Source organism: Burkholderia sp. Leaf177 (assembly GCF_001424345.1).
Taxonomy (GTDB): domain Bacteria; phylum Pseudomonadota; class Gammaproteobacteria; order Burkholderiales; family Burkholderiaceae; genus Caballeronia.
In genome coordinates, this window is sequence record NZ_LMPF01000022.1 from 307,608 (window position 1) to 332,531 (window position 24,924).

The 24,924-nt window shown below is 53.0% G+C and carries 15 protein-coding genes, 3 pseudogenes and 2 riboswitches; of the genes and pseudogenes, 14 read left to right on the forward strand and 4 right to left on the reverse strand.

From position 1 onward, the window contains the following. Positions 1–87 precede the first annotated feature (87 nt). The 5 genes from ASG35_RS20205 to ASG35_RS20225 all read left to right on the forward strand — a co-directional run bounded on the left by ASG35_RS20205 (position 88) and on the right by ASG35_RS20225 (position 8,893). Positions 88–1,416, forward strand: a complete 1,329-nt coding sequence (locus tag ASG35_RS20205; RefSeq protein ID WP_056362155.1) for an NAD(P)/FAD-dependent oxidoreductase — start codon at positions 88–90, stop codon at positions 1,414–1,416. A gap of 154 nt (positions 1,417–1,570) precedes the next feature. Beyond that, a complete protein-coding gene (locus ASG35_RS20210; protein WP_056361630.1) occupies positions 1,571–2,548 on the forward strand; it encodes a M14 family metallopeptidase in 978 nt (325 codons plus the stop codon). 696 nt (positions 2,549–3,244) lie between these two features. Beyond that, positions 3,245–4,366 (forward strand): CapA family protein, encoded by a 1,122-nt coding sequence (locus ASG35_RS20215; protein ID WP_156393284.1) that lies wholly within the window; start codon positions 3,245–3,247, stop codon positions 4,364–4,366. A 373-nt stretch (positions 4,367–4,739) separates the two neighbouring features. Continuing rightward, the gene (locus ASG35_RS20220) at positions 4,740–6,560 is read left to right on the forward strand and encodes a methyl-accepting chemotaxis protein (protein WP_056361638.1); all 1,821 of its coding nucleotides are present in this window, start codon (positions 4,740–4,742) and stop codon (positions 6,558–6,560) included. 833 nt (positions 6,561–7,393) lie between these two features. Further along, positions 7,394–7,483: riboswitch (glycine riboswitch) on the forward strand. Positions 7,484–7,485: 2 nt separating this feature from the next. Beyond that, positions 7,486–7,574: riboswitch (glycine riboswitch) on the forward strand. 83 nt (positions 7,575–7,657) lie between these two features. Continuing rightward, the gene (locus tag ASG35_RS20225) at positions 7,658–8,893 is read left to right on the forward strand and encodes a D-amino acid dehydrogenase (protein WP_056361641.1); all 1,236 of its coding nucleotides are present in this window, start codon (positions 7,658–7,660) and stop codon (positions 8,891–8,893) included. Positions 8,894–9,080: 187 nt separating this feature from the next. Here the strand turns inward: ASG35_RS20225 and ASG35_RS32240 are convergent. Both ASG35_RS32240 and ASG35_RS20230 read right to left on the reverse strand, forming a co-directional pair. Further along, positions 9,081–9,280, reverse strand: a pseudogene (locus tag ASG35_RS32240) (transposase domain-containing protein); the annotation flags it as partial. A gap of 728 nt (positions 9,281–10,008) precedes the next feature. After that, a complete protein-coding gene (locus ASG35_RS20230) occupies positions 10,009–10,962 on the reverse strand; it encodes a LysR substrate-binding domain-containing protein (RefSeq protein ID WP_056361644.1) in 954 nt (317 codons plus the stop codon). A gap of 184 nt (positions 10,963–11,146) precedes the next feature. Here ASG35_RS20230 and ASG35_RS20235 point away from each other — a divergent pair, with 184 nt between their 5' ends. The 9 genes and pseudogenes from ASG35_RS20235 to ASG35_RS20275 all read left to right on the forward strand — a co-directional run bounded on the left by ASG35_RS20235 (position 11,147) and on the right by ASG35_RS20275 (position 23,203). Continuing rightward, a complete protein-coding gene (locus ASG35_RS20235) occupies positions 11,147–12,067 on the forward strand; it encodes an ABC transporter permease (protein WP_056361647.1) in 921 nt (306 codons plus the stop codon). Positions 12,068–12,152: 85 nt separating this feature from the next. After that, a complete protein-coding gene (locus ASG35_RS20240; RefSeq protein WP_235527634.1) occupies positions 12,153–12,941 on the forward strand; it encodes an ABC transporter permease in 789 nt (262 codons plus the stop codon). A 38-nt stretch (positions 12,942–12,979) separates the two neighbouring features. Next, positions 12,980–14,587 carry an ABC transporter substrate-binding protein gene (locus ASG35_RS20245; protein ID WP_235527636.1) on the forward strand — a complete coding sequence of 536 codons (1,608 nt, stop codon included), beginning with the start codon at positions 12,980–12,982 and terminating at the stop codon, positions 14,585–14,587. Positions 14,588–14,599: 12 nt separating this feature from the next. Next, positions 14,600–16,108, forward strand: coding sequence for an argininosuccinate lyase (argH, locus tag ASG35_RS20250; RefSeq protein ID WP_056361653.1), 1,509 nt, complete (start codon positions 14,600–14,602; stop codon positions 16,106–16,108). Between the two features lie 11 nt (positions 16,109–16,119). Further along, the gene (locus ASG35_RS20255; protein ID WP_156393285.1) at positions 16,120–17,958 is read left to right on the forward strand and encodes a dipeptide ABC transporter ATP-binding protein; all 1,839 of its coding nucleotides are present in this window, start codon (positions 16,120–16,122) and stop codon (positions 17,956–17,958) included. A 131-nt stretch (positions 17,959–18,089) separates the two neighbouring features. Beyond that, complete coding sequence (locus ASG35_RS20260) at positions 18,090–19,253, forward strand: porin (RefSeq protein WP_056361658.1); 1,164 nt, start codon at positions 18,090–18,092, stop codon at positions 19,251–19,253. A gap of 149 nt (positions 19,254–19,402) precedes the next feature. Further along, positions 19,403–21,229: a methyl-accepting chemotaxis protein gene (locus ASG35_RS20265; protein ID WP_056361662.1), complete on the forward strand. Its 1,827-nt coding sequence runs from the start codon at positions 19,403–19,405 to the stop codon at positions 21,227–21,229. A 181-nt stretch (positions 21,230–21,410) separates the two neighbouring features. Then, a pseudogene (locus ASG35_RS20270) lies at positions 21,411–22,392 on the forward strand (L-serine ammonia-lyase). A 517-nt stretch (positions 22,393–22,909) separates the two neighbouring features. Continuing rightward, positions 22,910–23,203, forward strand: a complete 294-nt coding sequence (locus tag ASG35_RS20275) for a hypothetical protein (protein ID WP_056361665.1) — start codon at positions 22,910–22,912, stop codon at positions 23,201–23,203. Between the two features lie 389 nt (positions 23,204–23,592). Here the strand turns inward: ASG35_RS20275 and ASG35_RS30950 are convergent. Together ASG35_RS30950 and ASG35_RS32800 are read right to left on the reverse strand one after the other, a co-directional pair. Next, on the reverse strand, positions 23,593–23,919 hold a 327-nt coding region (locus tag ASG35_RS30950; RefSeq protein ID WP_327019654.1), incomplete at its 5' end, for an enolase C-terminal domain-like protein. Between the two features lies 1 nt (position 23,920). After that, positions 23,921–24,868, reverse strand: a pseudogene (locus ASG35_RS32800) (mandelate racemase/muconate lactonizing enzyme family protein); the annotation flags it as partial. Positions 24,869–24,924: the final 56 nt, after the last annotated feature.

The following is a 24,924-nucleotide window of genomic DNA, read 5'->3' on the forward strand; positions in this document are numbered from 1 at the left end:
CAGCTTGGTTCAGGCCACGTTAGAAGGTCATTTTGGTATGAGACAAGACGTCGATTGTGCAGTTTGAAAGAAATCCAGGCGGAATTTATGTTGAGAGTGAATGAGGTTGCGGACAGCGATGGCTTTCCGGACAACGTAGACGTTGCGATCATAGGCGGAGGCATTGTTGGCGTAGCAGCGGCTTACGAGCTTGCCCGGTTCGGAGTGTCCGTGGCGCTCTTCGAAAAAGGATACATAGGTGCCGAGCAGTCCTCACGTAATTGGGGTTTCGTTCGGCAACAGAACCGTGATTTGCTTGAGTTACCCTTGGCCATGCGGAGCTTGCGTCGATGGGGCGAACTCAGCGACGAAATCGGATTTGATCTCGGGTTTAGACGAACTGGCATCTTATACGGAAGCGACAATCCGACCGAGATCGAGAAATGGGAGGAGTGGGGTAGGGCTGCACGTCAACAAGGTTTCGTTAGCCACATGCTTTCAGCGTCCGAGATTCGAGAGATCAGTGGTGTGCAACATCCAAATTTTAAGGCTGGCGTGTGGTCCCCTGACGATGGTCGCGCTGAGCCTTCAATGGCAGCTCCTGCTATCGCCGAAGGAGCGAAAAAGTTCGGTGCGAATATTTACCAGACCTGTGCGGTGCGAGGGTTTGACATTAGTGCAGGCCGTATATCCGGAGTTGTAACAGAGCGCGGACTTGTCCGCTCATCCACGGTTATTTGCGCTGGAGGGGCTTGGAGCTCGCGGCTGTGCCGTCAATATGGCATTGCGCTGCCATCAGCGAACATTGTCGGCTCTGCTATGCGCACTTCGGTGGCGCCCGAAGTTACAAATGGTTGTCTAAGTGCTGGCAATTTCGCAATGCGTCGACGCATTGACGGGGCCTATACCTTAGCGGTTCCCGGTCACGGCCGAATGGAATTGACGCCGCAAGGTCTTGGTTACGCGGCCAAATTCTATGAAGTCTATCGTAGCAAGGTAGCAAAGAAATTAAAAATCCGTATTGGAAAGAGTTTTTTTAACGGTCCTGAAGCAGCCGGTACGTGGTCATTGGACGATATCTCGCCGTTCGAAAAACAACGTGTACTGAATCCTAGTCCTGATCACGAGTGGGCAGCGATCGCTTTGCGTAGAGTTATTTCTGCTTATCCGGTCCTGTCACAGGTCCGGGTGGTACAGATGTGGGCGGGATTGATTGACACTACTCCAGACCTCTTTCCGGTGATCTCTACAGTTGATCAATTGCCGGGACTTGTGATCGCCTCCGGTTTTAGCGGACATGGCTTCGCGACCGGTCCAGGAGCGGGGCAGCTAATCGCCGAAATGGTGACTAATCGGCAGCCGTTCACTGACATATCTGACTACCGTCTTTCACGCTTTAGTGATGGCTCGGCAACGAAGCGCCCTGAAATGATGTAAAGCTGCAACCGGGCGCGGGCGGGTTGCTTGTCGCATCTGATAATCAAAATGAGCCTATGAGGGCCTGAGATCCAGATGGTCAAAGGACTTGATGATTGAAACGGCTGGCGCCTAGTCGACCCTTACTGATCGAAAATTGCCGAGGCTTATAACGATGAGCGTTGAAATCTATCCCATTGAAGTGGCGTTTCCCAGTATCGGTAGGCACGAGCATTCAAACACCGGCATTCCTTTCGTACATACATTCGAGTCAGGCGTCGCTGGGCCTCACGTGATGATAAATTCGCTTACACATGGAAACGAAGTGTGCGGTGCGATCGTCATTGACGCTCTCTTGCGCGGCAAATTGCGTCCGCGACGCGGTCGGTTGACGCTTGCGTTCGCCAATGTTGCTGCCTATAAAAGCTTCGACCCATCGTCACCCGACGCGGCTCGTTTCGTTGATCAGGATTTTAATCGCGTTTGGACGTCGAGTATTCTTGACGACGCGGCCAATATATCGAGCGAACTCTGTCGTGCTCGCGACATGCGCCCGCTCATCGATACCGTCGATTTATTACTCGACCTTCATTCAATGCACGAGGCTAGTTCGCCATTGATCGTAGCGGGACCTCTCGAGAAGGGCGAAGAGTTGTCGTGTCAGGTTGGCGTGCCAGCTACCGTCATCTGCGACCATGGTCATCCCGAAGGACGCCGACTGCGCGACTATGAGGGATTCGGAAATCCCGACAGTCCGAAAAATGCGTTGCTCATAGAATGTGGACAGCATTGGGCTGCGGAAGCCGTGGTTGTCGCAAAAGATGTAACTGCGCGATTTCTAGTATCGACGGGTGTAGTTGATACGGTAGACCTCCCGAGCGAATGGACAAGACCGTTGGAACCAGTGATGCGAGTCGTACGCGTCACGGAACCGGTTGTAGCTAACAGCTATGACTTTCGCTTTGCCGATGCGTACACAGGGTTGGAGCTCTTTGAAAAGGCCGGCACAATCATCGGTTGGTCAAACGGCGAACCGGTGCGCACCCCCTACGATCAATGCGTGCTTGTCATGCCGTCGCTTCGACAACTACGCCCTGGCGTCACAGTTGTGCGGTTTGGAAAATTGGCAAAAGAACTCAGACTCCCATGTTGAGTAGGATATTTGAGTCGACGCCTGAATGGTGCCCAAGGCACGAATAGAGCGTCTCGACGATACATCATCGGGTGACTCAGCGAGGCCGGCGCCGCCGTCTTTGTTTTCCCCGAGAGAGTTCGTATTACCGGTCAGGCGATGAAGTTCTTGGAAGGGTCAATTTATGTTTAATCGTGCTCAGGACGGCAGCGAAGGGGTTGTGATCGCATGCAATGTTGTAGCCCGCAACGTTACTGGCTGCATATTTTCATGTAACCAGTGAACATGATTTATAAAAGAGCCATTTCTTTGCCTTTCCCCGGCGCCGCGCCGAGTTTTACTCGAGCAGGGGACGCAAAAAAGATGTGTCGATAGTCCAAGCTCACGGTGATATTGATCTGGAGAAAGTCGCACAATAGCGCTCGAATCCTACGTGGCGGGCAGATGCGTGCTTCTACCACGAGAGTACTGCTATGACGAGGTGTTCGCGCCCGTACAGTCGAACAAATCGAGTCGTTAAACGTGCGGGTCAAGTCATCTTGGCAAGAAAGCGCCACACGTGATGCTATGTAAAACCACGATCGCGTTTAGCAATGCGTTAACGTTAGCTTTAATCACCATCTCCCGAGGTCAACCTCAGAGATCGGGAACACCGCTGACGATCCGTTTTGCAATTGGGAACAATAGCAATACGACTCACACTTGACGGAGACGGAAATGGCTGACTGGAATTTCGCCGCTGTGGGCGATGTCTTGATTAACCGAGAAAATCCCCGAGACGCATTTTTTGGGTCAAAGGATTTGTTGGAAAGATTCGATCTGGTGTTCGGCAACTGCGAGGGAGCTTTCACTGATTGTCCGCATTTTGCACCGAGTGCCGGGCTCCGAGTTTACTCTGCAAAAGCTAACGGAATGGGCCTAGCCGAGGCCGGTTTTAATGTTATGGGGCTCGCGAACAACCATATTCTTGATGCCGGGTACGAAGGGCTGGCGGATACTTTGGAGCTTCTGCACTCGCAGGGGATTAAGACAGTTGGGGTTGGTGCCAACTTGGCGGAGGCAAGAACGCCGACGATTGTGGAAAGGGACGGAGTGAAGGTTGGCTTCCTTGCTTTCGCTTCTGTGTACCCTACGGGCTATGAGGCTCGTGCGTCGGTCCCTGGCTTGGCCGCTATGCGAGTGCATTCGTTTGTTGCTTCCCTTAACCATCAGGATCCCGGCGTACCTCCTGAAGTTCGCACTATCCCGTATCCAGAAGATGTCGAACTGCTCAAATCGTTGATCATGGATCTGCGCACGAAGGTAGATGTCGTCGTTGTCAGCCACCATTGGGGACAATTTAGACCAGTCTATTTGACTGAATACGAGCGTGTGTTGGCCCACGCTTCTGTAGAGGCCGGCGCAGATATTGTCTTAGGACACCATCACCACTTCCTGCGCGGCGTAGAGATCTACATGGGCAAGCCGATCTATTATGGGTTGGGCCATTTTGTCTTTGACACTTTTGGCATTGAAATGACCGGCTATCTGCGTAAAGAGATGGGTGAGTACGCGATATATCCGCGCGATGGCTACCCCTTGCTTCCGTTTCACCCGGACGCCCGCATGACCTTGGTCGCATCGTTTGATTTCGACGGGAAGGTGATGAAATCATTTGGGTTCTTCCCGTGTCTCATTAATCAACAAAACCACGCTATTCCCTTTTTAGCGGGGGATCAGCAGGCTCAGGAAGTTATAGATTACGTTTCAAAGATTACCGATGAAGTATCGCTAAAAACACTGTACGGGCCTGTGTCGGAGAAAAATGGCTTCGCGTATTGTCGCTTATGGGAGAGCTAATTTCGGCGGGTCGAATAAGTGCGCTTGCGAGTAAAGAATTGACCTAAGCTGGTAGTTTCGATTGTTAGGCGGCTTAGGATCCGGTTGCCGTTTCCTTCGGTTTCTGGTTCCCGCTAGGCTTGCAGCTGACCGACAGCTCTGTCGGTTTTGCGCCAACTAGTCACCCTACCGTATAGCTTTTAGGTTGAAATTGAAGTCGTTGTAAGTTGCGGATCTGTATTGAACGGAAACACCTGTTTTGTACCGCTCTGTATCCCCGGGGCTTTCTGTTCTATTTCGGAAAATCCGGGGGCATTTTTTAATTCGCGGTGCAGCGAAACCATATGGCAAAGTTGCTTTTACATTATTTACCTTAAAAATTAAAAGGTCTTATATGGTTTTGTCCATACGTATCCGGATTCTTATTACTTGCACAGCTATCTTGGTCGCATCACTGGCTATTACTAGTGCTGTGAACTGGGTGATAGCACGCACCTATAATCATAAAAGCATCGACGAAAATCTTAATGCAATATCAGCTGGCCACTCCCTTGCTATCAGCGACTGGATTGACGGAAAGTCCAGAATGGTTGCTACAATTGCACCCGAGCAATTGAATGGCGATGCAACGATAGCTCTCACCCAACTTAAGACAGGCGGCGGATTTTCCGCGGCGTATGTAGGCTATCCAGATAAACGTTACATTGCTAATGCCGGAGAACCACGACCGGGGCCAGGTTTTGATCCGACTATGCGCCCTTGGTTTAAAATGGCGGTAGAAGCTGGAAAGTTGACCGTGACTAAGCCCTATATGGCATTAACGCTAGATAAGCTCGTCGTGACGTTCGCTAAGCCAGTGACTCTAAATGGCATATTCGAAGGCGTACTTTGTGCAAATGTACCACTTGATACGGTAAGCGCCGACATAAGGGGTATCCATCCGACCCCAAACAGCTTCGCTTTCATCACCGACAGCAGTGGCATCATCATTGCGCATCCCGATGCTAAACTTGCTTTAAAGGCTGCCACATACATAGTTCCGAACTTGACCGCTGAGACGCTGAATGGGCTTGCTGACACGTCGAAGCCCATGGCAGTCATAATTAATGGTGCAACGAAGTTGTTGCATGCAGAAAAAATCAAAGGCACTGACTGGAACTTGATCATCGCACTTGATGAATCGGAAGCAACAGCTGGAATGCGCGCAACGGCAATTGCGAACGTCATCACCCTGTTAGTCGTTGCTCTAGCAGCTAGCTTACTTTTAGGCGCCCTCACAGCGCCGCCATTTAGGCGCTTGTCCCACGTCCGCGATGCAATGCAGGAAATCGGCTCTGGCAGTGGAGACCTTACTAAACGCTTGCCAACGAGGGGCAATGACGAGGTCTCGGCTATCGCTAGTTCGTTTAATCTGTTTGTCGACAAAATGACATCGGTGCTGATCGACATCCGCAATAGCAGCGAATCCGTAAAAAATGCTGCGACTGAAATCTCCCAAGGCAACCAAGATTTGTCGGCACGCACCGAACACGCTGCGTCATCGCTTCAGCAAACGGCGGCCTTAATGGAAGAATTGCATGGTACGGTGCGGCAGACGGCCGATTCAGCGAACCATGCTAACCAATTGGCCAACGTGGCATCTCAGGTAGCCTTACGGGGTGGCATTGTTGTTGATGAAGTCGTTGCAACAATGGAAGCTATCTCGGATTCGTCAGGGAAGATCGCTGACATTATTAGCGTGATCGACGGCATTGCCTTCCAAACTAATATCCTCGCCTTGAACGCGGCGGTGGAAGCGGCGCGCGCCGGCGAGCAGGGCAGAGGTTTCGCGGTGGTGGCTGGCGAGGTTCGGACACTGGCGCAACGCAGCGCGCAAGCCGCAAAAGAAATCAACCAATTGATCTCCGACTCAGTAAGCAAAGTCGGCTCAGGTACACAACTTGTATCCACGGCTGGCGCCGCGATGCGCGAAATCGTCGATAGCGTACACAGGGTTAGCAATATTATCGAGGAAATTTCGATAGCGACGAGCGAGCAAAGCACCGGCATTGGACAAGTCAATCAAGCCGTGACGCAACTTGATGAAGTCACTCAGCAGAACGCAGCGCTGGTCGAAGAATCGTCGGCCGCTGCAGATTTTCTTAAAGAGCAATCGTTTAAACTGGCTGAAGCAGTGGGACGCTTCCGTATGATCGATCTCGGCCCGTTGCCATAGTAAGCTCGGTTTCGGATTAAGAAAGCTTTGGGCTGAGTCGCACAAGAGGCAGCGCGCCGTCTTGCTGATATTTCCGAGCTAATGCCTCAAGACTGGAGCAGCGGTTGGTGACACGGCGCAGCCTGAACTACCTTGGGGCTCTATAAGGCAGGGACTGCACGAAGCTTGATGCGTACTGTCCAGTGTTCCCACTCGCGAAAGCCTTTTCGGTGTGGGCCGTGCGGTTTTGCGGTTTGAGTGGCCGAGCGGGTGCGTCCAGCACCGCAAGCATGTTTCAGAGTGCCCGCGAAGTGAGGTATTCGGGCGCCCGTACAGCGGGTTTGCCCAATGGTAGCGCAATTTCCGTGGGACTTTAGCTTGCCGCACTGACGCTTCGTTATAGCGGACTGACCGCGGATACATGCCGATTCTGCCGAAACCGCGCGGACCGAGGATCCTATAACCGCCTGCCGCTTGCGAGATGTTTCGAAGCGGAAAAAGAGGGGAGAAGGAAAATGTCAACGCAGATGGCCCCAAGGGGCTTCAGCAGATGACCGACGAAGGACTTCGTCTCGCAAGGTACGCAGATAATGCCTGTAGCAAAACCGAAATGGGGTGTTAGCGATCATCACAGCTAAAACAGTCTGAGGAACACTTTAGTCATCCGCAGGAAAGCCAAAGGAACATCACCTCCGGACCATCGGCGTATGAATGGGTTATTACCGATGTAGGACGCCCGTCCACAGTCTGAACTTCTTCCTAAACTTAAATCTGTGCATAACATACTGAAGAGAGTTAACTAAAATAACCTCTTGTTGAAGGTTTAGTTGTCATGTACTGTTACAACGTTCCAAATATGCAGCACGGGAGAGATCGTTCGACAGAACGGCGCCGACGGAGCAACCGCCCCGGAAACTCTCAGGCAAAAGGACTGTTGCTGCAGGAACATCTGGAGAGTGGCGCTGCGTGCGTCCACCGAAGGGGAGCCTCGATCCTGAGATGGGCGGGCGAAACTCTCAGGTACAGGAACAGATGGGGCATCGCCGCCGGAAGCCGCAACGCGTAACGAACGCGTTCAGTTGCGACCAGCGATGCTCAACTCATCTGGACCACCTCGTATGCCACGAATTGCCATCATCGGCGCCGGGATTACTGGCGTCACCAGCGCTTATTCGCTCGCGAACCGCGGGTTTGAAGTCATTGTTTTTGAACGGCATCGCTATGCCGCCATGGAAACATCGTTCGCAAACGGCGGACAGCTTTCAGTAAGCAATGCCGAGGTCTGGAACCATACGGCGACAGTAATGAAAGGCCTGCGTTGGATGTTTACGCGCGATGCGCCGCTGCTGCTTAACCCGTCGCCCTCGTGGCACAAGTATTCATGGATGGGCGAATTTCTTCGCCAAATCCCGAATTATCGTGCCAACACCATTGAGACCGTGCGCCTTGCGCTCGCGGCGCGTGAGCATCTGTATTCGATCGCCAGTTGTGAAAGTATCCAATTTGATCTTGAGAGGCGCGGCATCCTGCATATTTATAAAAATCGGAACGATTTCGACGCTGCGGCGAAGGTCAATGAGTTGCTGCGTGAGGGCGGACTCGACCGGCATGCGGTTGGCGCAAATGAAATAGGCACTATCGAGCCGGCCTTGCACGGCGACTTCCATGGCGGCTTTTTCACTCCTTCGGATTCAACGGGCGACATCCACAAGTTCACGCGCGGTCTGGCCGACGCATGCGCGCGTCGCGGCGTCGAGTTCCGGTATGACACTTCTATAACGTCGATCAAACAAGACAGCGACGGACGTTTTTGCATCGAAGCGTTAAACGGTGGTGAGCCGGCCGAAGACACGTTCGAGCAAATTGTTGTGTGTGCAGGCGTGGGCAGTCGAGCGTTCGCCGCTATGCTGGGTGACCATGTTAACGTCTATCCGGTGAAGGGGTATTCGATCACCGTTTGTCTTGACGACGAGAAGAGCCAACGTGCTGCGCCCTGGGTGAGTCTCCTTGACGACAAGGCTAAGATTGTTACTAGCCGGCTTGGAGTCGATCGCTTCCGCGTGGCGGGCACGGCCGAGATCAACGGCATCAATCGTGACATACGCGCCGACCGTATAGCGCCGCTGGTCGGGTGGACGCGTCGTTTGTTCCCGGAAGTCTCAACGGGTCGCGTTATTCCGTGGGCAGGCCTGCGCCCGATGCTGCCGAGCATGTTACCGCGCGTCGGACGCGGTAAGCGTCCAGGCGTTTTCTACAATACCGGACACGGGCACCTTGGTTGGACACTTTCCGCCGCGACGGCCGAGTTGCTTGCTCAAAATGTCGAAAAGATAAAACGGCAATCGACCTCTTGAGTTTTCTTCGCAAATCGGGTCGACAGAAACGCCCTTATGATTGACTCCGCAACGTGGCCGATAAGCGTGACCATGTATCCCGTCATGCATATACAGGTCTTTCCGATGGGAACGATGTACTGAAGCAACCGGCGCTTTTTGGGCCGTAAGCGCTCGGCAATCTAAGGGTTCGGGAGCCGATGTCAGCCTACTGTTGAAGCTGAGGCTGCCAGAGGTGCGGTAACAGCTCATCGAGCCGACTGGCGGGCTGCGTAGGGAGCCGCGTCAGGAAGTCTTCAGATAGGCACAAAGATCGTGTCCATTAAGCTTCACAGACCGGATGAGACTCATCACTGCAACTTGGCGCCGACCGGCGCGAACTGAGCCTGCGAAGAGCAAATTCCGCCGGTTATGGAGAACTTCGCATAACCGGCGTCATGTGCACTTCCGTATTGTGCAGCGCGCGTTTCGTCTCCCAGTTCCTTTACCGGCCTAAACGTTTTGCGTAGCGGCGCCGAAGGGCTCAACTCCGCATAATAAATCGTGATCCGATGGTGTTCCGCAAACCCCTCCTGCGGAGACCGTTTTCTGGAGCATGCCTGAACCGTCTGGCCGGCGAGACTGGTTGTTAAATGGGCCACTGAACCAATTCGTCGATTCCTACATTGCTGAACTGGAGCGCCGACATTATGCACGAGATACCGTTGAAGCGCAGCCCCGGTGCCTCGCTCAATTCAGTTATTGGATGAGACGTAAGCGCCTTTGCGCTTCGGCTGTTGATTAAGCGTACGCACCCGGTAAAGTCATTGGCGGCTAGGATCAGGCGATAGCTTGTTTCAAGGCCGTTCGTGCAGTCGACCGGGCACATCACTGCACGACGTCCTCCACGCTGCGTAAGAGAACACAGCGAAGCCCAGCGCGAACATGCTTAATGGAGGCGATCATCGTCCATGCTGTCGTTGGAAGCTGTAAAAAATGCTGGGATGCGTTCTGCTAGGGCCACGTAACACGTCGCTGTCCAATCCGTGAAAATTCTTGTAGAGCGAGTTCAACAAATCTTGGTTCAACAGCGCGACCCGCACTCGCACGGACTGTTGCAATAAGAATGGATAGGCGCGCAGAGACGATATGGTAAATCAGCTGGTTGCGACGGTAGTACTTTTACGGGAGCGAATTTTGCCGTCGATTTGCGGAATGAACTCTTGTTTGATGAGTTCCCGCATGACGTGCATGAAGTCTGTCACGATCCTAGATCGCGGCTGGTGTGCTGGAAGTACCATAGAAACCTCGAACGGGATGGGAGGCTCAAGCCGACGAAATACCGCGCCGGGGTATTTAGCGTAGGTGGCCGAAAACAGGTCGATTACTGTTAGGCCCAGACCGCCGGCGGCCATGCTGCAAGCTGAGGGCGCAAGGGTGGTTTCTACCGGGCGTTCGCACGTAACGCCTGCCCCGTCCATCGCCATTTCCAGGCGCATGCGCAAAGGGTTGTTGGGGCTTAGGGAAATCAGGGGCTGGCCCTGCAGGTCGGAAATCTTGATCACTTTTTTGCGAGCAAGCGGATGAGTGCTCGGAAGCATACAGACGGCCTCGACAGCGGTGAACGGGATAATATCGACACCTGGGTATTCGTTGCCCATGATATGGACAAAACCGATGTCAAATTGATTGGCTGCGGTCAGCTCCAGAATGCTCAGTGAATTCCGCATGTCCAGCGACGTAGTGACGCCCGGCCGGTCGTGGGAAAAGCGGCGGACGCCTTCGGTCAACACACTAAGGCCCAGCGTAGTCATCGAGCCGATGCGCAAGGTACCTGCACGAAGTGTTTTCAAGTCCTGCGCCACGCGCTCAACGCGTTCAATTCCTTGGTAAAAGCGATCAACTTCGCTGAATAGACGCCGCGCTTCCGCGCCCGGTATCAGGCGATTGCCTTCTCGGCGAAACAAGCGCACCTGCAAGGTCTGCTCAAAATCCTTAATCAAACGGCTCACCGCAGGCTGGCTGATCTTCAACATCTCCGCTGCAATCGTCATGCTGCCGGTCACCATGACCTTGCGAAACGCTTCGAGTTGCCGCGGGTTCAGTTGCATGGCTGCCACCAAAGAAAAGGAGGATTAAAAGTTTCAGCATAACATTTTGTTATGTGCGTCCAACACTGTATGGGTTTGCGTTTGGAATATCGGAGCGGAATGATCTTCACCGTTGCCTTCATTGTCATCGGCCCGCCACATCATGGGGACGAGCCAAACTACTTCAAAAGATTAGAGAGCCGCCGTGCTGAACTATGCTATCCGACGCCTGTTGCTGCTGCCGCCCATGCTCCTGGCGATATCTGTTGCCGTGTTCATGGTGATGCATTTCATCCCCGGTGATCCCGCTAGGTTAGCGGCAGGTCCGGATGCCACCGAGGCAGATGTACAGCAAATTCGAGAGAACTACGGCCTAAATCGCCCGTTGGTTACACAGTACGTGGTCTATCTCAGCAAGGTTTCTCGAGGCGATTTTGGCGAATCGTTTCAGACCTACACCCCTGTGAGCGAGGGCATCGCGCGAACCCTTCCCGCAACTCTTGAATTAACAACTGCAGGAATGTTCCTGGCAGTCATTGTCGGGGTACCTCTTGGTATAGCAGCGGCGCTTAGGCCGCATAGCGCCCTAGACAATCTTCTAACAACGTTAGCTGTATTAGGAATTTCCATGCCAGGATTTTTTCTAGGCTTGCTGCTGATCTTGATATTTGCAGCGACGCTGGGCTGGCTTCCTCCAGATGGTAGAGGCGGGCCCCTTCACTTGATAATGCCAGCGATCACCCTTGGTTTGCCCTATGTCGCGACTTTCGCTCGTTTAACTCGTTCCACCATGATGGACGTCCTAGACGAAGACTTCATCCGGACCGCCTATGCCAAAGGGGTTCCGCGGTATCGCGTCGTTATTAAGCATGCCCTGGTGAATGCAGCCATTCCACTCATCACAATTTTCGGTATGGATTTTGGGCGGTTGTTGGGCGGTGCGGTGATAGTGGAAACCGTCTTTGCTTGGCCTGGACTCGGGAGATACATGCTGGCTGCGATCATCGCGCGAGACATATATGTGGTCCAAGGAACAATCCTCGTTTTTGCGACATCAGTTGTGCTCATCAATCTTCTAGTGGATCTTGCATATGGAATCATCGACCCTCGCATCGCATACGCCTGAGGCAGTCGTGTCGGCCTCTCGCTCTCCGCGTCGCGGGTTTATACGCTTCCTCGTAATCAGACGCCGATGGGTCGCGTTATCGGCCTTGTTGATCATCACGCTGATCGTGGGTGCGGCTGTAGCTGCGCCGTGGCTTTTTGATTGGAATGCGGTGACGCGAGTAAGTTTGGAAAAATCGTTAATACCACCAGGAGCCACCTACTGGCTCGGAACGGATGAACTAGGAAGAGACCTGTTAGGGCGTGTGCTGTGGGGCGCTCGCATTACGCTCGCCGTTGCGTTTGGCAGCGTTGTTATTGCGATGGTAGTTGGGATTTCATTAGGCGCAGCGTGCGGTTATTACTCCGGTGTAGCCCCGGCGGCCATCATGCGGCTTATGGATTTCTTGATCGCGTTTCCCCGCACTTTGGTGGCGATAGTTGTGGTAACGGTGGCGGGTAACAGTATCTCCAGTCTCACGCTGGCAATCGCAATTTCCACAATTCCAATCTACGTACGTTTTTTCGCGGGACCGATTAAGGCATTAAAGGAACGGGAGTTTGTGCTGGCATCAAAAACGATTGGGATGGGCGACTTTAAAATGCTGGTTACCCATATTCTTCCCAACGTTGGCTCGCTGATTATTGTGCAAGCGACTGTTTCTCTAGCGGAAGCGATCTTGATTGGATCGGGTCTAAGTTTTCTTGGCCTGGGTCCACCTCCTCCAATTCCGGAGTGGGGAGCGATGATCGCCGCGTCGCGCCCACTTTTAGTGATCCACCCATATGTCTTAATCGCACCAGGTGGAGCCTTATTCATTGTCATCCTTAGTTTTAACTTGGCCGGCGACGCTTTACGGGACTATGTAGATCCAAAGTCGCGGTATGGTCATTGACCTCATCAGACTCGATCGAGCAGCAATGAAGGCAGTTGATGAGCGAATCGAAGGGTTTGCCTTACATATCTAGGGAGCAGCAGCGCATGAAGCACCGAAGCATAAAACTGATGCTAGCGATGGTCCTGAGCATTACGACTGCTGCTCTCGACATAACACTGGCACATGCAGATACTGCGCTGACATACGTGCAGGGCACCGATATTGACACGCTCGACCCTGCGATAACACGTAGCACGACCTCGCAAATAGTGATCGCGCATTTGTTTAACCAACTGGTGATGTGGGACGGCCCGCAACTGAAAAAGATTGTGCCAGATCTGGCTGAATCATGGTCTACGTCAGCCGATGGTAAAAGTTGGCTTTTTAACTTGCGCACGAATGTAAAATTTCAAGACGGCACCATATTCAACGCGGCAGCGGTAAAGTTTAACCTCGATCGTATTCGCAATCCAAAGCTGGGGTCCCCTAATCGCTCCTACTTTGCCGATATTGAATCAGTAACGGCACCTTCGGAATTTGTCCTTGAGATTAAGACAAAGCGTCCCTCGCCGGTGTTACTTGAGACTCTCGCACAAAGTTGGGCGGCGATGAGTAGTCCGACTGCGATCCAAAAGTATGGCCGAGCTTATGGGCATCACCCAGTTGGAACGGGGCCATACGAATTCGAAAGCTGGATACCTAACGATCGGACGAATATCAGGCGCAACCCAACTTACTTTGGCCAACCTGCTAGCGCTGACGAACTGATCTTTCGCCCAGTACCGGAGGATTGGGCACGCGTTATCGAAATCAAAACGGAAAATGCTGACATGGCCGGCGATTTGTCGCCAGAGTCGGCATCCCAAATAAAAATTGACGGCAAAGTTTCGCTAACTCAAGTGCCCAGTTCGTATCAAGTTTTTTTTGAACTAAATGTCACAAAGCCGCCATTCGACGACGTCCGGATTCGACGTGCAGTGAATCTCGCAATCGACAGGCAAGCCATTGTTAGTAAGGTACTAATGGGCTACGGGAAGGTCCCCACAGGTCCGTTTCCTGAAGGCACTCAGGGCCGCAGAGTCTTTTCACCTGAGGCATTTGATCCTGAGGCTGCGCGTAAATTAATACGCGATGTCTATCCAAAAGGCTTCCCTGGAACGGTCGTAATCTGGACGCCTTCAGGGCGTTACACGAAAGATCGGCAGGTCGCTGAGGTAGTGCAGGGATACCTAAATGCGGTCGGCCTAAAGACCGAATTTCGAGTTTGGGAGTGGGCGTCTTACCAAAAAACGTTGTACCGACCTGAGACTGGAAAGGGTACGGGCAAGGGAACTAATGACGCCAACATGTGGCTGCTAGGGACTGGAATAAACGTGGCTGACATCCGCTTGCGACGCAAGCTCTCGACGGGAGATCCATCAAACCTGACCGGCTACAGCAATCCAAGGGTGGATCACTTATTGGAGGCGGCCGCCACAGAAATGAACTACGACAAGCGGTTGGGTTACTACGGAGACATTCAGGAGATTTTGTGGAAGGAAGCGCCCAACACAATCCCATTATTTGACGAAGTGCAGTTGTTCGGGACACGTAAAAATTTGCAAGGCTTTACTGTTTACGACGACGGAATTGTCGACTTAAAGCGGGCCGTACTAACAAAGTAACTGAGAAAACTGATGACTACACATATTGCTGAGAACGAAACCCTACTGACCGAAGCGCGCTTGAGTGCTCCCCCGGCTGAGCGTTTAGTCAAATACCACGACATCCCTGGCCTGGAACGTGAGAAAAGCCAGTACCGAGAGTTCCTAGCGGTCGATCTTGCACACACCGCAATGCTGGTCGAGGAAGGGATTATCGGGCGTCCGGTGGGACGTTCAATCTTAAAGCAACTGTTGCGGTTGCGGGAAATGCAGGCTGATGATTTTCCGACTGATGTTCGAAAAGGTAGCTTCTTGCTGCAGGTCGAGTCGTTTCTTTTGGCCGCAATTGGAGAGGATTTTGCCGGTCAGATGCATACCGGACGAAGCCGTATTGACCAAGGCGCCACTGTCCGGCGCCTCTACGATCGTAATCGCATGTTGGACGTCATGGATCGGCTAAATGTCCTTCAAACCGCGATATCCAATCAGGCTGCTCGGCATTCGCGAACCATCATGCCTGGGTACACACATATGCAACACGCTCAGCCCTGGGTTTTTGGACATTATCTGCTGAGCTTCGCAACACGTTTGCACGATAGTTTCGAACGGCTGACGCAAGCCTACGCGAGGGTGAATCGCAATCCGCTGGGGGCCGTAGGGCTTGCAGGAACCTCGTGGCCCTTAAATCGAACACGAACCACCAACCTTCTTGGCTTTGATGCTGTACTCGAAAATTCCAAATTGGGGCGCGAGGCGTGGTATGCCGCAGAAGCTATTGGTGCCCTTTCATTTGTGATGGCTGATATGAATGACCTCGCTACAGATCTGCACTTGTGGTCGAGTATTGAGTTCGGGCTGGTTGAAAGCGACGACAGCTACTGCGGAACCAGCAGCATATTCCCGCAGAAAAAAAACCCGGCAGCTTTGGAGACAATCAAAAAAGCGGCCGGAGAGGCGGTGACTTGGCTAGCAACTGCCCTAGCAACATTTCGGGCAGAAGGCACTGGAGACCAGGCGATGCGCGATTTGCCGCTCATTCATAGTGCATTGCAAACTACTGAAGGCATGCTCGACCTTTTCGCAGGAGTGATCGACACTCTAATCGTACATGACGCGCGGATGTCGGAACTGCTTGCCGGCAGTTGGTGCACGGCGAGCAACCTCGCTGATGTGATTGTGCGTGAGACGGGGATCTCGTTCCGACAGGTACACCATATCGTTGCACGCGTAGTACGCAATAGTTTGGCAACAGGCGTCAGACCGGCTGAACTAACGGGTGCTTCGCTTGATCGGGCGGCGATGGAAACGGCCGGTTTTTCTTTGAATCTCAGCGATGAGATTGTGCGCGACGCGCTTGATCCGCGTCGGTTCGTCGAAACACGAGTAACAACCGGAAGTGTCGGGCCTTCTCAGGTTGATCGGCTGTTAGCCGATGCATGTGTGGAACGCGAAAAAGATCGAAAATGGGTTGAACTTGCGCGGTCTCGACTGTCCTCAGCCGGCGCCGAACTGGATAGGGCAGTAGAAGCAATTTTGGCATGATGGAGCCTGTGATGGACGAGCAACTGGTAGCCCGAATAAAAAATCTACGTATTGCTTTTGGGGCTGGAGGTGCCGCGACGCCGGTAGTTCATGACGTCTCGTTCGATGTACGCCGCGGGCAGACGCTCGCAATAGTAGGAGAGTCCGGATCTGGTAAATCAGTCACCTCGCTTGCAATGATGCGCCTGGTAGAACTAGGAGGTGGCCATATTGTATCGGGCAGTATTCAGTTACGCACAAGGTTGCACGGTGTAATTGAACTGGTGAACGCCACCCAGGATACGTTGCGTAAGGTGCGGGGTTCCGACATAGCAATGATTTTTCAAGAGCCGATGACATCGTTGAACCCAATTTTCAAGATTGGTTCTCAGCTTGTTGAGGCCATCCTATTACATCGGCCCGAAGGCCATCGCGCCGCGAGAGCACGGGCTTTGCGAATGCTGGACCTTGTTCGTATTCCGGATTCTCGACAAGTCATAGACCGCTATCCACATCAACTTTCAGGCGGCATGCGACAGCGGGTGATGATCGCAATGGCGCTTGCGTGCGAGCCTGCCCTGTTGATTGCGGATGAACCAACAACGGCATTGGACGTAACCGTTCAAGCTCAAATCCTGCAAATCATCCGAGAACTGCAAAGCGAAATGGACATGGGGGTTATCTTCATAACGCATGACATGGGTGTTGTGGCTCAGATAGCCGACGATGTCATGGTGATGCGTCAAGGAGACACCTTAGAGCGTGGTACGGCCAAAAAGATATTCGGCTCTCCGGACCACGCATACACCCGGGCACTACTAGCTGCTGTGCCTAAGCTAGGAGCGATGAAAGGAACCGATCGGCCTGCGAAATTCCCTGTCGCTGACGACAGCGCCTCCCAAAACCCTGATCCGACGGCCGTGCCCACACGGTTGGTTCCGCAACGCAACAGCGACCCGTTGCTTCGAGTAAGGAAACTTGTTTGCAGGTACGACTTGCGCGGGGGGGTATTGGGAAGAGTGCAGAAACGGGTCCACGCCGTTGAAAGCGTGAGCTTTGATCTGCACTCAGGAGAAACCCTTGCGCTTGTCGGCGAGTCTGGTTGCGGCAAGTCGACAACAGCGCGCACGGTAGCTCGGATTATAGCGGCGCAAGGCGGCAGCATCGAATTCGGTGGCAAGAACATCGCTGATTTGAGGGGTGCCGAACTCAAAGCAGTGCGCCGCGAGATACAAATGGTATTTCAGGACCCGTACGCTTCTCTAGATCCGCGGCGAAGCATCGAGCAAAGCTTAATAGAGCCGCTTCTCGTTCATGGGATCATGCACGGCGCAGCAGCTCGCACTCGCGCAGGCGAATTGCTCGAACGAGTTGGATTACCGGCGTCATCCGCGCATCGGTATCCCCATCAGTTCTCAGGCGGGCAACGGCAGCGGATTTGCATCGCGCGGGCTCTAGCGTTGTCTCCTAAATTGGTCGTCGCTGACGAATCCGTCTCGGCACTTGATGTTTCTATCCAAGCGCAGATTATCAACTTAATACAGGACCTTCAGGCAGACCTCGGAATTGCCTTCCTTTTTATCTCGCATGACTTGGCTGTCGTAGAGCGAGTTAGTCATCGCGTGGCAGTGATGTACCTAGGTAGGATTGTCGAAATCGGGACTAGGCGCCAAATCTTTGAAACGCCGAGACATCCCTACACGCAGAAGCTGCTATCTGCAGTCCTCGTTGCTGACCCCGAAAAACGCACACTAAGTCGATCGTTGATCAGCGGAGATATTCCTAGTCCGGTGCACAACTTAACATATCGTCCAGAAGACGTTCGTCTAGAGGAAGTTGCCCCGGGCCATTACGTAGCCGCAACCTTATGACCCTTTGATCTACTACTCTCTAAGCGGAGTTTAAGTTTTCTGGTTTTTTTGGGCGCTTTTATTGACCCATTTTTTCAGTACGTAATCTGAAGTTCCGTCAACTTAAAAAATCAAAACGATTAGGATAACAAATGAAACGTTCCTTGTTTGCGCTTGCCGCACTGGTGGCATCAACCGGCGTCTCACATGCTCAGAGCAGTGTCAATCTGTACGGCATCGTCGACGCTGGGTTCTTATACACCAACAATTCAGCAGGGCAAAAGCTGTATTCGACGTCCGCCGGCAACCAGCAGGGCGATCGATGGGGCTTGCGTGGAAATGAAGACCTTGGTGGTGGTCTAAAGGCACTTTTCGTCCTCGAAAACGGTTTCAATGTGTTTACGGGTAGATTGAATCAGGGTGGAGACGAGTTTGGACGTCAGGCCTATGTGGGTCTTTCAAGCAATAATTTTGGTGCAGTTACATTAGGTCGCCAATATGACTCGGTTGTAGACTTCGTCGGGCCACTAGAAGCAGCGGATCAGTGGGCTACCTTTTATGGGGCACATCCGGGGGATCTTGACAACCTTAACAATTCAAACCGCACCAACAATTCAATCAAATACACAAGTTCGAATTACGGCGGTATCAAGTTTAGCGGCCTTTATAGTTTGGGGGGCGTCGCTGGCTCGTTTAACCGCAACCAAATCTTTTCGGGGGGTGTTGGATACACGCAGGGCCCTCTGATATTAGGGGCGGCGTATTTTAACGTAAAAAATCCTAACTATTCGGCGTTCGGGAATAACGCTTCATCGTCAGCCACTTCGTCGAATATGGGAGGCTCGCAAGTGTACTCAGGCTTCGCGTCAGCGCAGGCACAACAGGTGTTCGCGGCAGGCGGTGCTTATACGCTTGGTGCTGCAACCGTGGGCGGTACTTACAGCAATATACAATTCAAAGGGCTCGGACAGACCGCTGTAATGGGTCAACCTACTGGTGCGCCCAAGTTCGGCAATGCCAAGTTAAATAACATCGAAGGCAACTTCAAGTACCAAGTGACACCCGCGTTACTGTTAGGCATTGCTTACGACTATACGAAAGCTTACAGCCTTAATAACGAAAAAATCCATCAAGGTATGATCGGCGCTGATTACTTCTTGTCGAAACGAACGGACTTGTATGTGACGGGGTTATATCAACATGCATCCGGCAACAATTCGTTCGGTGCGCCAGCGACCGCTCAGCTTGCAGGTCTTTCAGCTTCAAGTACGTCAAATCAGGTCGCGGCGCTGCTTGGTATTCGTCACAAGTTCTAAAAAAGCGTGTTGCGATGCGACGCCATGCTGACGAAGAGTATGGCGTCAACGCTTTTGGTGGTTGTAAGAAACCAGCCCTTGTTCGAAAGACCCTGATCATCTTGTTCCTGTAGTTCCATAGCCTAATTAAAGACAACGTCAAGCAACCCATGTTCTCATCTATTCGCGTTCGTATCTTAATGATCTGCGTCGCAACTCTGGTCGCTGCTTTGTCGATAAGTGGGGTTCTAAATTACTATGTTGCCCGTTCCTATGACCAGGAGACGATTAACCAGAATCTTGCCGCCATCTCGGCCGGGCATTCATTGGCTATTAGTGATTGGCTGACAGAAAAGGCTACGATTGTCAATGCCATCACTCCGTTGCAGCTTGACGGCGATGCTGAAAACCTGCTTACCCAGGTAAAAGCGAGTGGCAGCTTTGCGGCTGTTTATATGGCATTCCCTGATAAGCGCTTCACATCGACGTCAAGCTTGGGCCATCGACCTTCCAGCGCCGACGTTGATCCCACAACACGACCCTATTACAGACAGGCTTTGGCAACTGGAAAACTCAGTGTGACTGATCCGTACATTGCACATACGTCCCGTAAGTTGGTTGTAACGCTGTCCCGTCCTATTCTAGAAAACGGCGCTATAAAAGCGGTCCTGGGTGCTGATATTGCCTTGGATTCGGTCAGTGCGAATGTGAACGCCATCCATCCGACTCCTGCAAGTTTTGCATTTCTAGTAAATCAAAACGGCACCATCATTGCTCATCCTGACGTAAAACTGAGCATGCGACCTGTTACTGACATTACGCGTAGTCTAACCGCAGAGACGATCAAGAGGCTTGGCGCCGCTTCGGAGCCATTGAATGTCAAAATCGGTGACAGAAATAAATTGTTGCACGCAGAAGCAATCCCTGGCACGGATTGGGAACTCGTCATTGCCCTCGACGAATCTGACGCCACAGCGGGTATGCATGCGCTAGCTCGAACGGAGTTTTTTGGCACGATGATTGTCGCTTTGGCAGCCATTTTACTTATTGGCATGCTTACAGCACCGCCTTTCAAGCGATTGTCTCATGCTCGGGATGCGATGGAGGAGATCGGTTCCGGAAGCGGCGATCTAACTAAGCGATTGTCTGCTGAAGGCGACGACGAAGTCGCCGCTATAGCGCGGTCGTTTAACCTTTTCGTCGACAAAATGACTTCAGTTTTGGTCGAGATAAGAATTAGCAGCGAAGCTGTAAAGAACGCTGCGTCCGAAATTTCACAAGGGAACCAAGACCTATCGGCTCGCACTGAGCATGCAGCCTCTTCTTTACAAGAGACAGCCGCGTCAATGGAAGAAATTCATGGCACGGTAGGACAATCAGCTGAGGCGGCTACTCAAGCTCACCGTCTCGCAGAGGCGGCTTCACAAGTGGCTCTGCAGGGAGGCGTCGCTGTTACTGAAGTAGTTTCAACCATGGCGGCGATATCTGCATCCTCGGGTAAGATTGCTGCCATCATCGGGGTCATCGATGGGATCGCTTTTCAGACTAATATCCTCGCTTTGAATGCTGCGGTCGAGGCTGCACGTGCAGGCGAGCAGGGCCGGGGATTTGCTGTCGTAGCCGGAGAAGTTCGAATTCTTGCTCAGCGCAGTGCGCAAGCTGCCAAAGAAATCAAGCAACTCATTGACGATTCGGCGAACAAGGTTACTAGAGGTGCACAGCTCGTGACAAACGCTGGTGAAACGATGGATGAAATCGTCAAGAGCGTTCGACAGGTGAGCACGATAATCGCAGAAATATCCGTGGCAACGAGCGAGCAAAGAACTGGCGTCGGGCAGGTCAATCAAGCCGTTACGCAGCTTGACGCAGTCACTCAACAAAACGCTGCTCTTGTCGAGCAATCGTCTGCAGCCGCAGATTTTCTGAAAGAGCAGTCATTTAAACTGGCGGAAATTGTAGGCAGGTTCCGTTTGGCCGATATCGCTTCGGCGCGTTAAGTCAATCTACTGCGACTGTCGTACTCCAGATAATCCACGGGGGTGTGCGCAGTCAACTCGTTTGACCCCATCCACGGTTATTCACCAACGGATTGCGCTTGCAAACAGCTTTTTATTAGGTACTCGTCGTATCCACTAAGCAAGTTAGAAGTACGCCTGAAACTAACCGTTAGGGAAAAGCATGGCAGTCAGTGTTCTAGATATATTCAAGATTGGCATCGGACCTTCGAGTTCACACACCGTCGGTCCCAAGCGCGCGGCGCCCATGTTTGTGCAGTCTCTTGAAGTGATGGGCTGCTAGAAGATACGGTTTCGGTAAAGTGCGAACTGTACGGCCCGCTGGGTGCCACCGGCAAGGGCCATGGGACAGACCGCGGTGTAACGAAGACGACATTCGGCCCAAACTACTAAGGATATGGAACGTAATGCAAGCCTGCGTGAGACGCGGTTGCGGGATCGCAAATGCCGACGCGGATGGGCTTCTTTCTGGTCCTTTCAGAGTAAAGCGGCGAGCCCCCGCCTTAACCTAGCGCTCCTTGACAGGCCGTAACAGGCGCTGACCGATCCCCCGTCCACCATCGATTGGATTAATCTGTACGCAATCGCAGTGAATGAAGAGAACGCGGCTGGTGGGCACGTCGTTACTGCGCCGACCAATGGCGCAGCGGGCATCATTCCAGCCGTGCTGCACTACTACGATCGATTTGTACCTGGGTCCAATTTAGAGGGCGTGAAAGATTTTCTATTAACGTCTGCCGCAATTGGAACGCTCTATAAGCTGAACGCTTCGATTTCAGGCGCTGAGGTTGGGTGCCAAGGCAAGGTTGGTGTTGCTTGTTCAATGGCGGCCGCCGGATTGACCGCTGTGATGGGCGGACCGCCCACCGAGGTATGTAATGCTGCTGAGATCGGCATGGAACACAACCCTCGGCCTCACATGTGACCATGTTTGGGGAATGGTCTAGATTCCTTGCATTGAACGCAATGCGATGGGTTCAGTAAAGGCGGTGAATGCGGCGCGCATGGCTTTACGAGGGGATGGCACGCACTATGTTTCGCTCGATTCGGTCATCAAAACAATGATGCAAACAGGCGCGGATATGGAGACTAAGTACAAAGAGACATCGCGCGGCGGTTTGGCAGTTAATATTGTCGAGTGCTGAACCTCACGGCGATGAAGTTCATCCTCGCTAATCGATCCATCGTACGTGTTCAACGCGTGCATTCTCGAAGCGCTTTCTCTTTGCTGCGTCTGCAGGAGGCGCTTTGGCAGCCCGTTCTCAATCTCGAATCCGAGGCCTTTCCGCAGGGAAGGGCGAATTGCGATCACTTGTCGGGGCATCGCTCGAGGTCCCGAATGAGCGGCTTGCCTATGCATTTTCAGTCGGCAGCTTTCACGTTAACTCGGTGTGCGAAACCGGTTTCTACCCAAAAACGGGTGTTAACACATTTATACGCGCAACGGTGAAAGAATTATGTCGCTGCACCGTTTCTGATATTCAAGCCGTACGGATGCCCATGCATGTCCCAAAGTGTTGGTGATGTCAAAGGCAAGTCGGACCCGTACGCACATACACATGCCTTCACTCTCAAACGTGATGGTGTTGCGAATCTAGAAGCGACAGCTTCGACCTAGGTTGCGCACAATAGATAATTGACGTTTTTCTGGAGAGCTTTTTTATGTTCCATTCTCGTTTCGTCGCCGTGGTCGCTGCTCTATCAATAACTGCTGTTGGGATGATTCCACCGGTCGCAATGGCGCAAAATGCTGAAACGGCTGCATCAACACCCAAGCAAATCAAGAATTTGCAACGCAAGGAAGCCCGAAAAGCTAACCGCGAACGGAAGGACGCAGAAATAGGCACTCTAGAAAAGAACGGTTACAACCCCTCTGCCAACCAGACCGACTATCCGCAAAACATCCAAAATGCGGAAAAGAAAGCTGCCGCTGCGAAGGCTTCGTCGACACCCTAATGCTGGCTTTCCCGCGCGCGGCCGCTTGCTCCGGATCGAGTAACCCGCCGGAGTGGGCTTCTCGAAGTCGGGGAGGTCCCAAGATTGAGCGCGTCGGCAAGTGCCTGATCACTGTTTAAGCTGAATTTCGGGAAGTGAGCGACTCTCTGTGAAAGTGCCGACTAGCTAGCCCGCCCGCGCGTGGGTCACCAACCTCTCCATGCGGTTGCACATCTTCCGAATGGAAGATCGCGGCTCACCTTTGTAACTAGGTCCGCGGGACAGTAATGGTTCCCACAGCTTAGGCCGTGGCATCGAGTCACCCGCGGCATGCGTCGCTCGACGCGGTGCGTGCAGCGAGTCGTTCTCGTGCTCATCTCGCATGCCGCTGGGGAAAGCTCGCGCAGATCTTATACGGGTCCGCTGACGCTGTCCCATAAGAACGGGGCGAGCACGGCTTGGTTTAATTCGGCGCCAAGACCCGCGCCCTCGGGCAGCGCCAGGTAGCCATCTTTTATCTTCAACTCCGGTGCGTCGACGATCGTGTCAATGGCGCCATCGTGAAGTCGGAAGTAGGGGTAAAGCTCAAGCATGGATACATTCGGCAGATTAACCCCTAAATGAAGCGCGACCTGCGTGGCAAGCGCACTTCCACAAACGTGGGGAGCAACTCGCATCCCGAATGCTTCGGCCATTGCAGCAATCTTTTTCGTCTCCATTATTCCGCCGGTGTTGCANAAGCGCGACCTGCGTGGCAAGCGCACTTCCACAAACGTGGGGAGCAACTCGCATCCCGAATGCTTCGGCCATTGCAGCAATCTTTTTCGTCTCCATTATTCCGCCGGTGTTGCACGGATCGGGCTGGACGATGTCGACTGCTCGCGTTTCGATTAGCGCGCGCATCTGATGACGCCCGTAATTGCGCTCGCCCGCAGCCAACGGAATCGACGTGCGTGCGGCGACCCACGCCATTGCTTCGGCGTCGGATGGATCAGTGGGCTCTTCGACGAAGAGAATATCGTAAGGCTCGAAGCGGCTGCAAAGTCGCGTGGCTTCTGCCGCGGTGAGCCCGCCACTCAGATCCAGCATCAGATCGACGTGAGGCCCGATCGCGTTGCGCACCGCCCTAACGCGCGCAACTGCCAGGTCAGCCTGTTCACGTGTGATCGCCCGTTGGCTCACATGTCGCATATTGGCTCCGACCATCTGGCCGAGCGGATAGAACTTGAGCGCGGTGTAGCCATCGTTAAGTGGACGTTCGGTCGCGCGAGCGAATTCATCGGGCGTCTGAGCAGATTCGTACCAGCCGTTTGCATAGCAGCGAACGCGGTCGTTGACCGCACCACCTAGCATCTCGTAGACCGGAAGACCGCAGGCGCGGCCTTTGATGTCCCATAAGGCCTGCTCGATTGCACTCAACGCGGCGAACACGATCGTGCCACCACCTTTGCCCCAGAAGGTGTGGTCATAGACGTGCGTGGAAAACGCTTCGATGCGAGCGGGATCGCGGCCAATCAGATCAGCGGCGAGGTCCTTTAACATGCCGGCGGCGGCTGTCGCGCCACGACCGTATGCAACGCCTGCTTCGCCGATGCCGCGCAACCCTTCGTCGGTTACTACTTCAACAAGGATGGGATGCAGTTTGCCGCTTTGGGCCAAATAGATGTTAACTTGCGTGATTATCATGGGGATCGGAAGAGAATTTATAACGTCGATTTAAAGAATGGGCGTTTCACCATCGA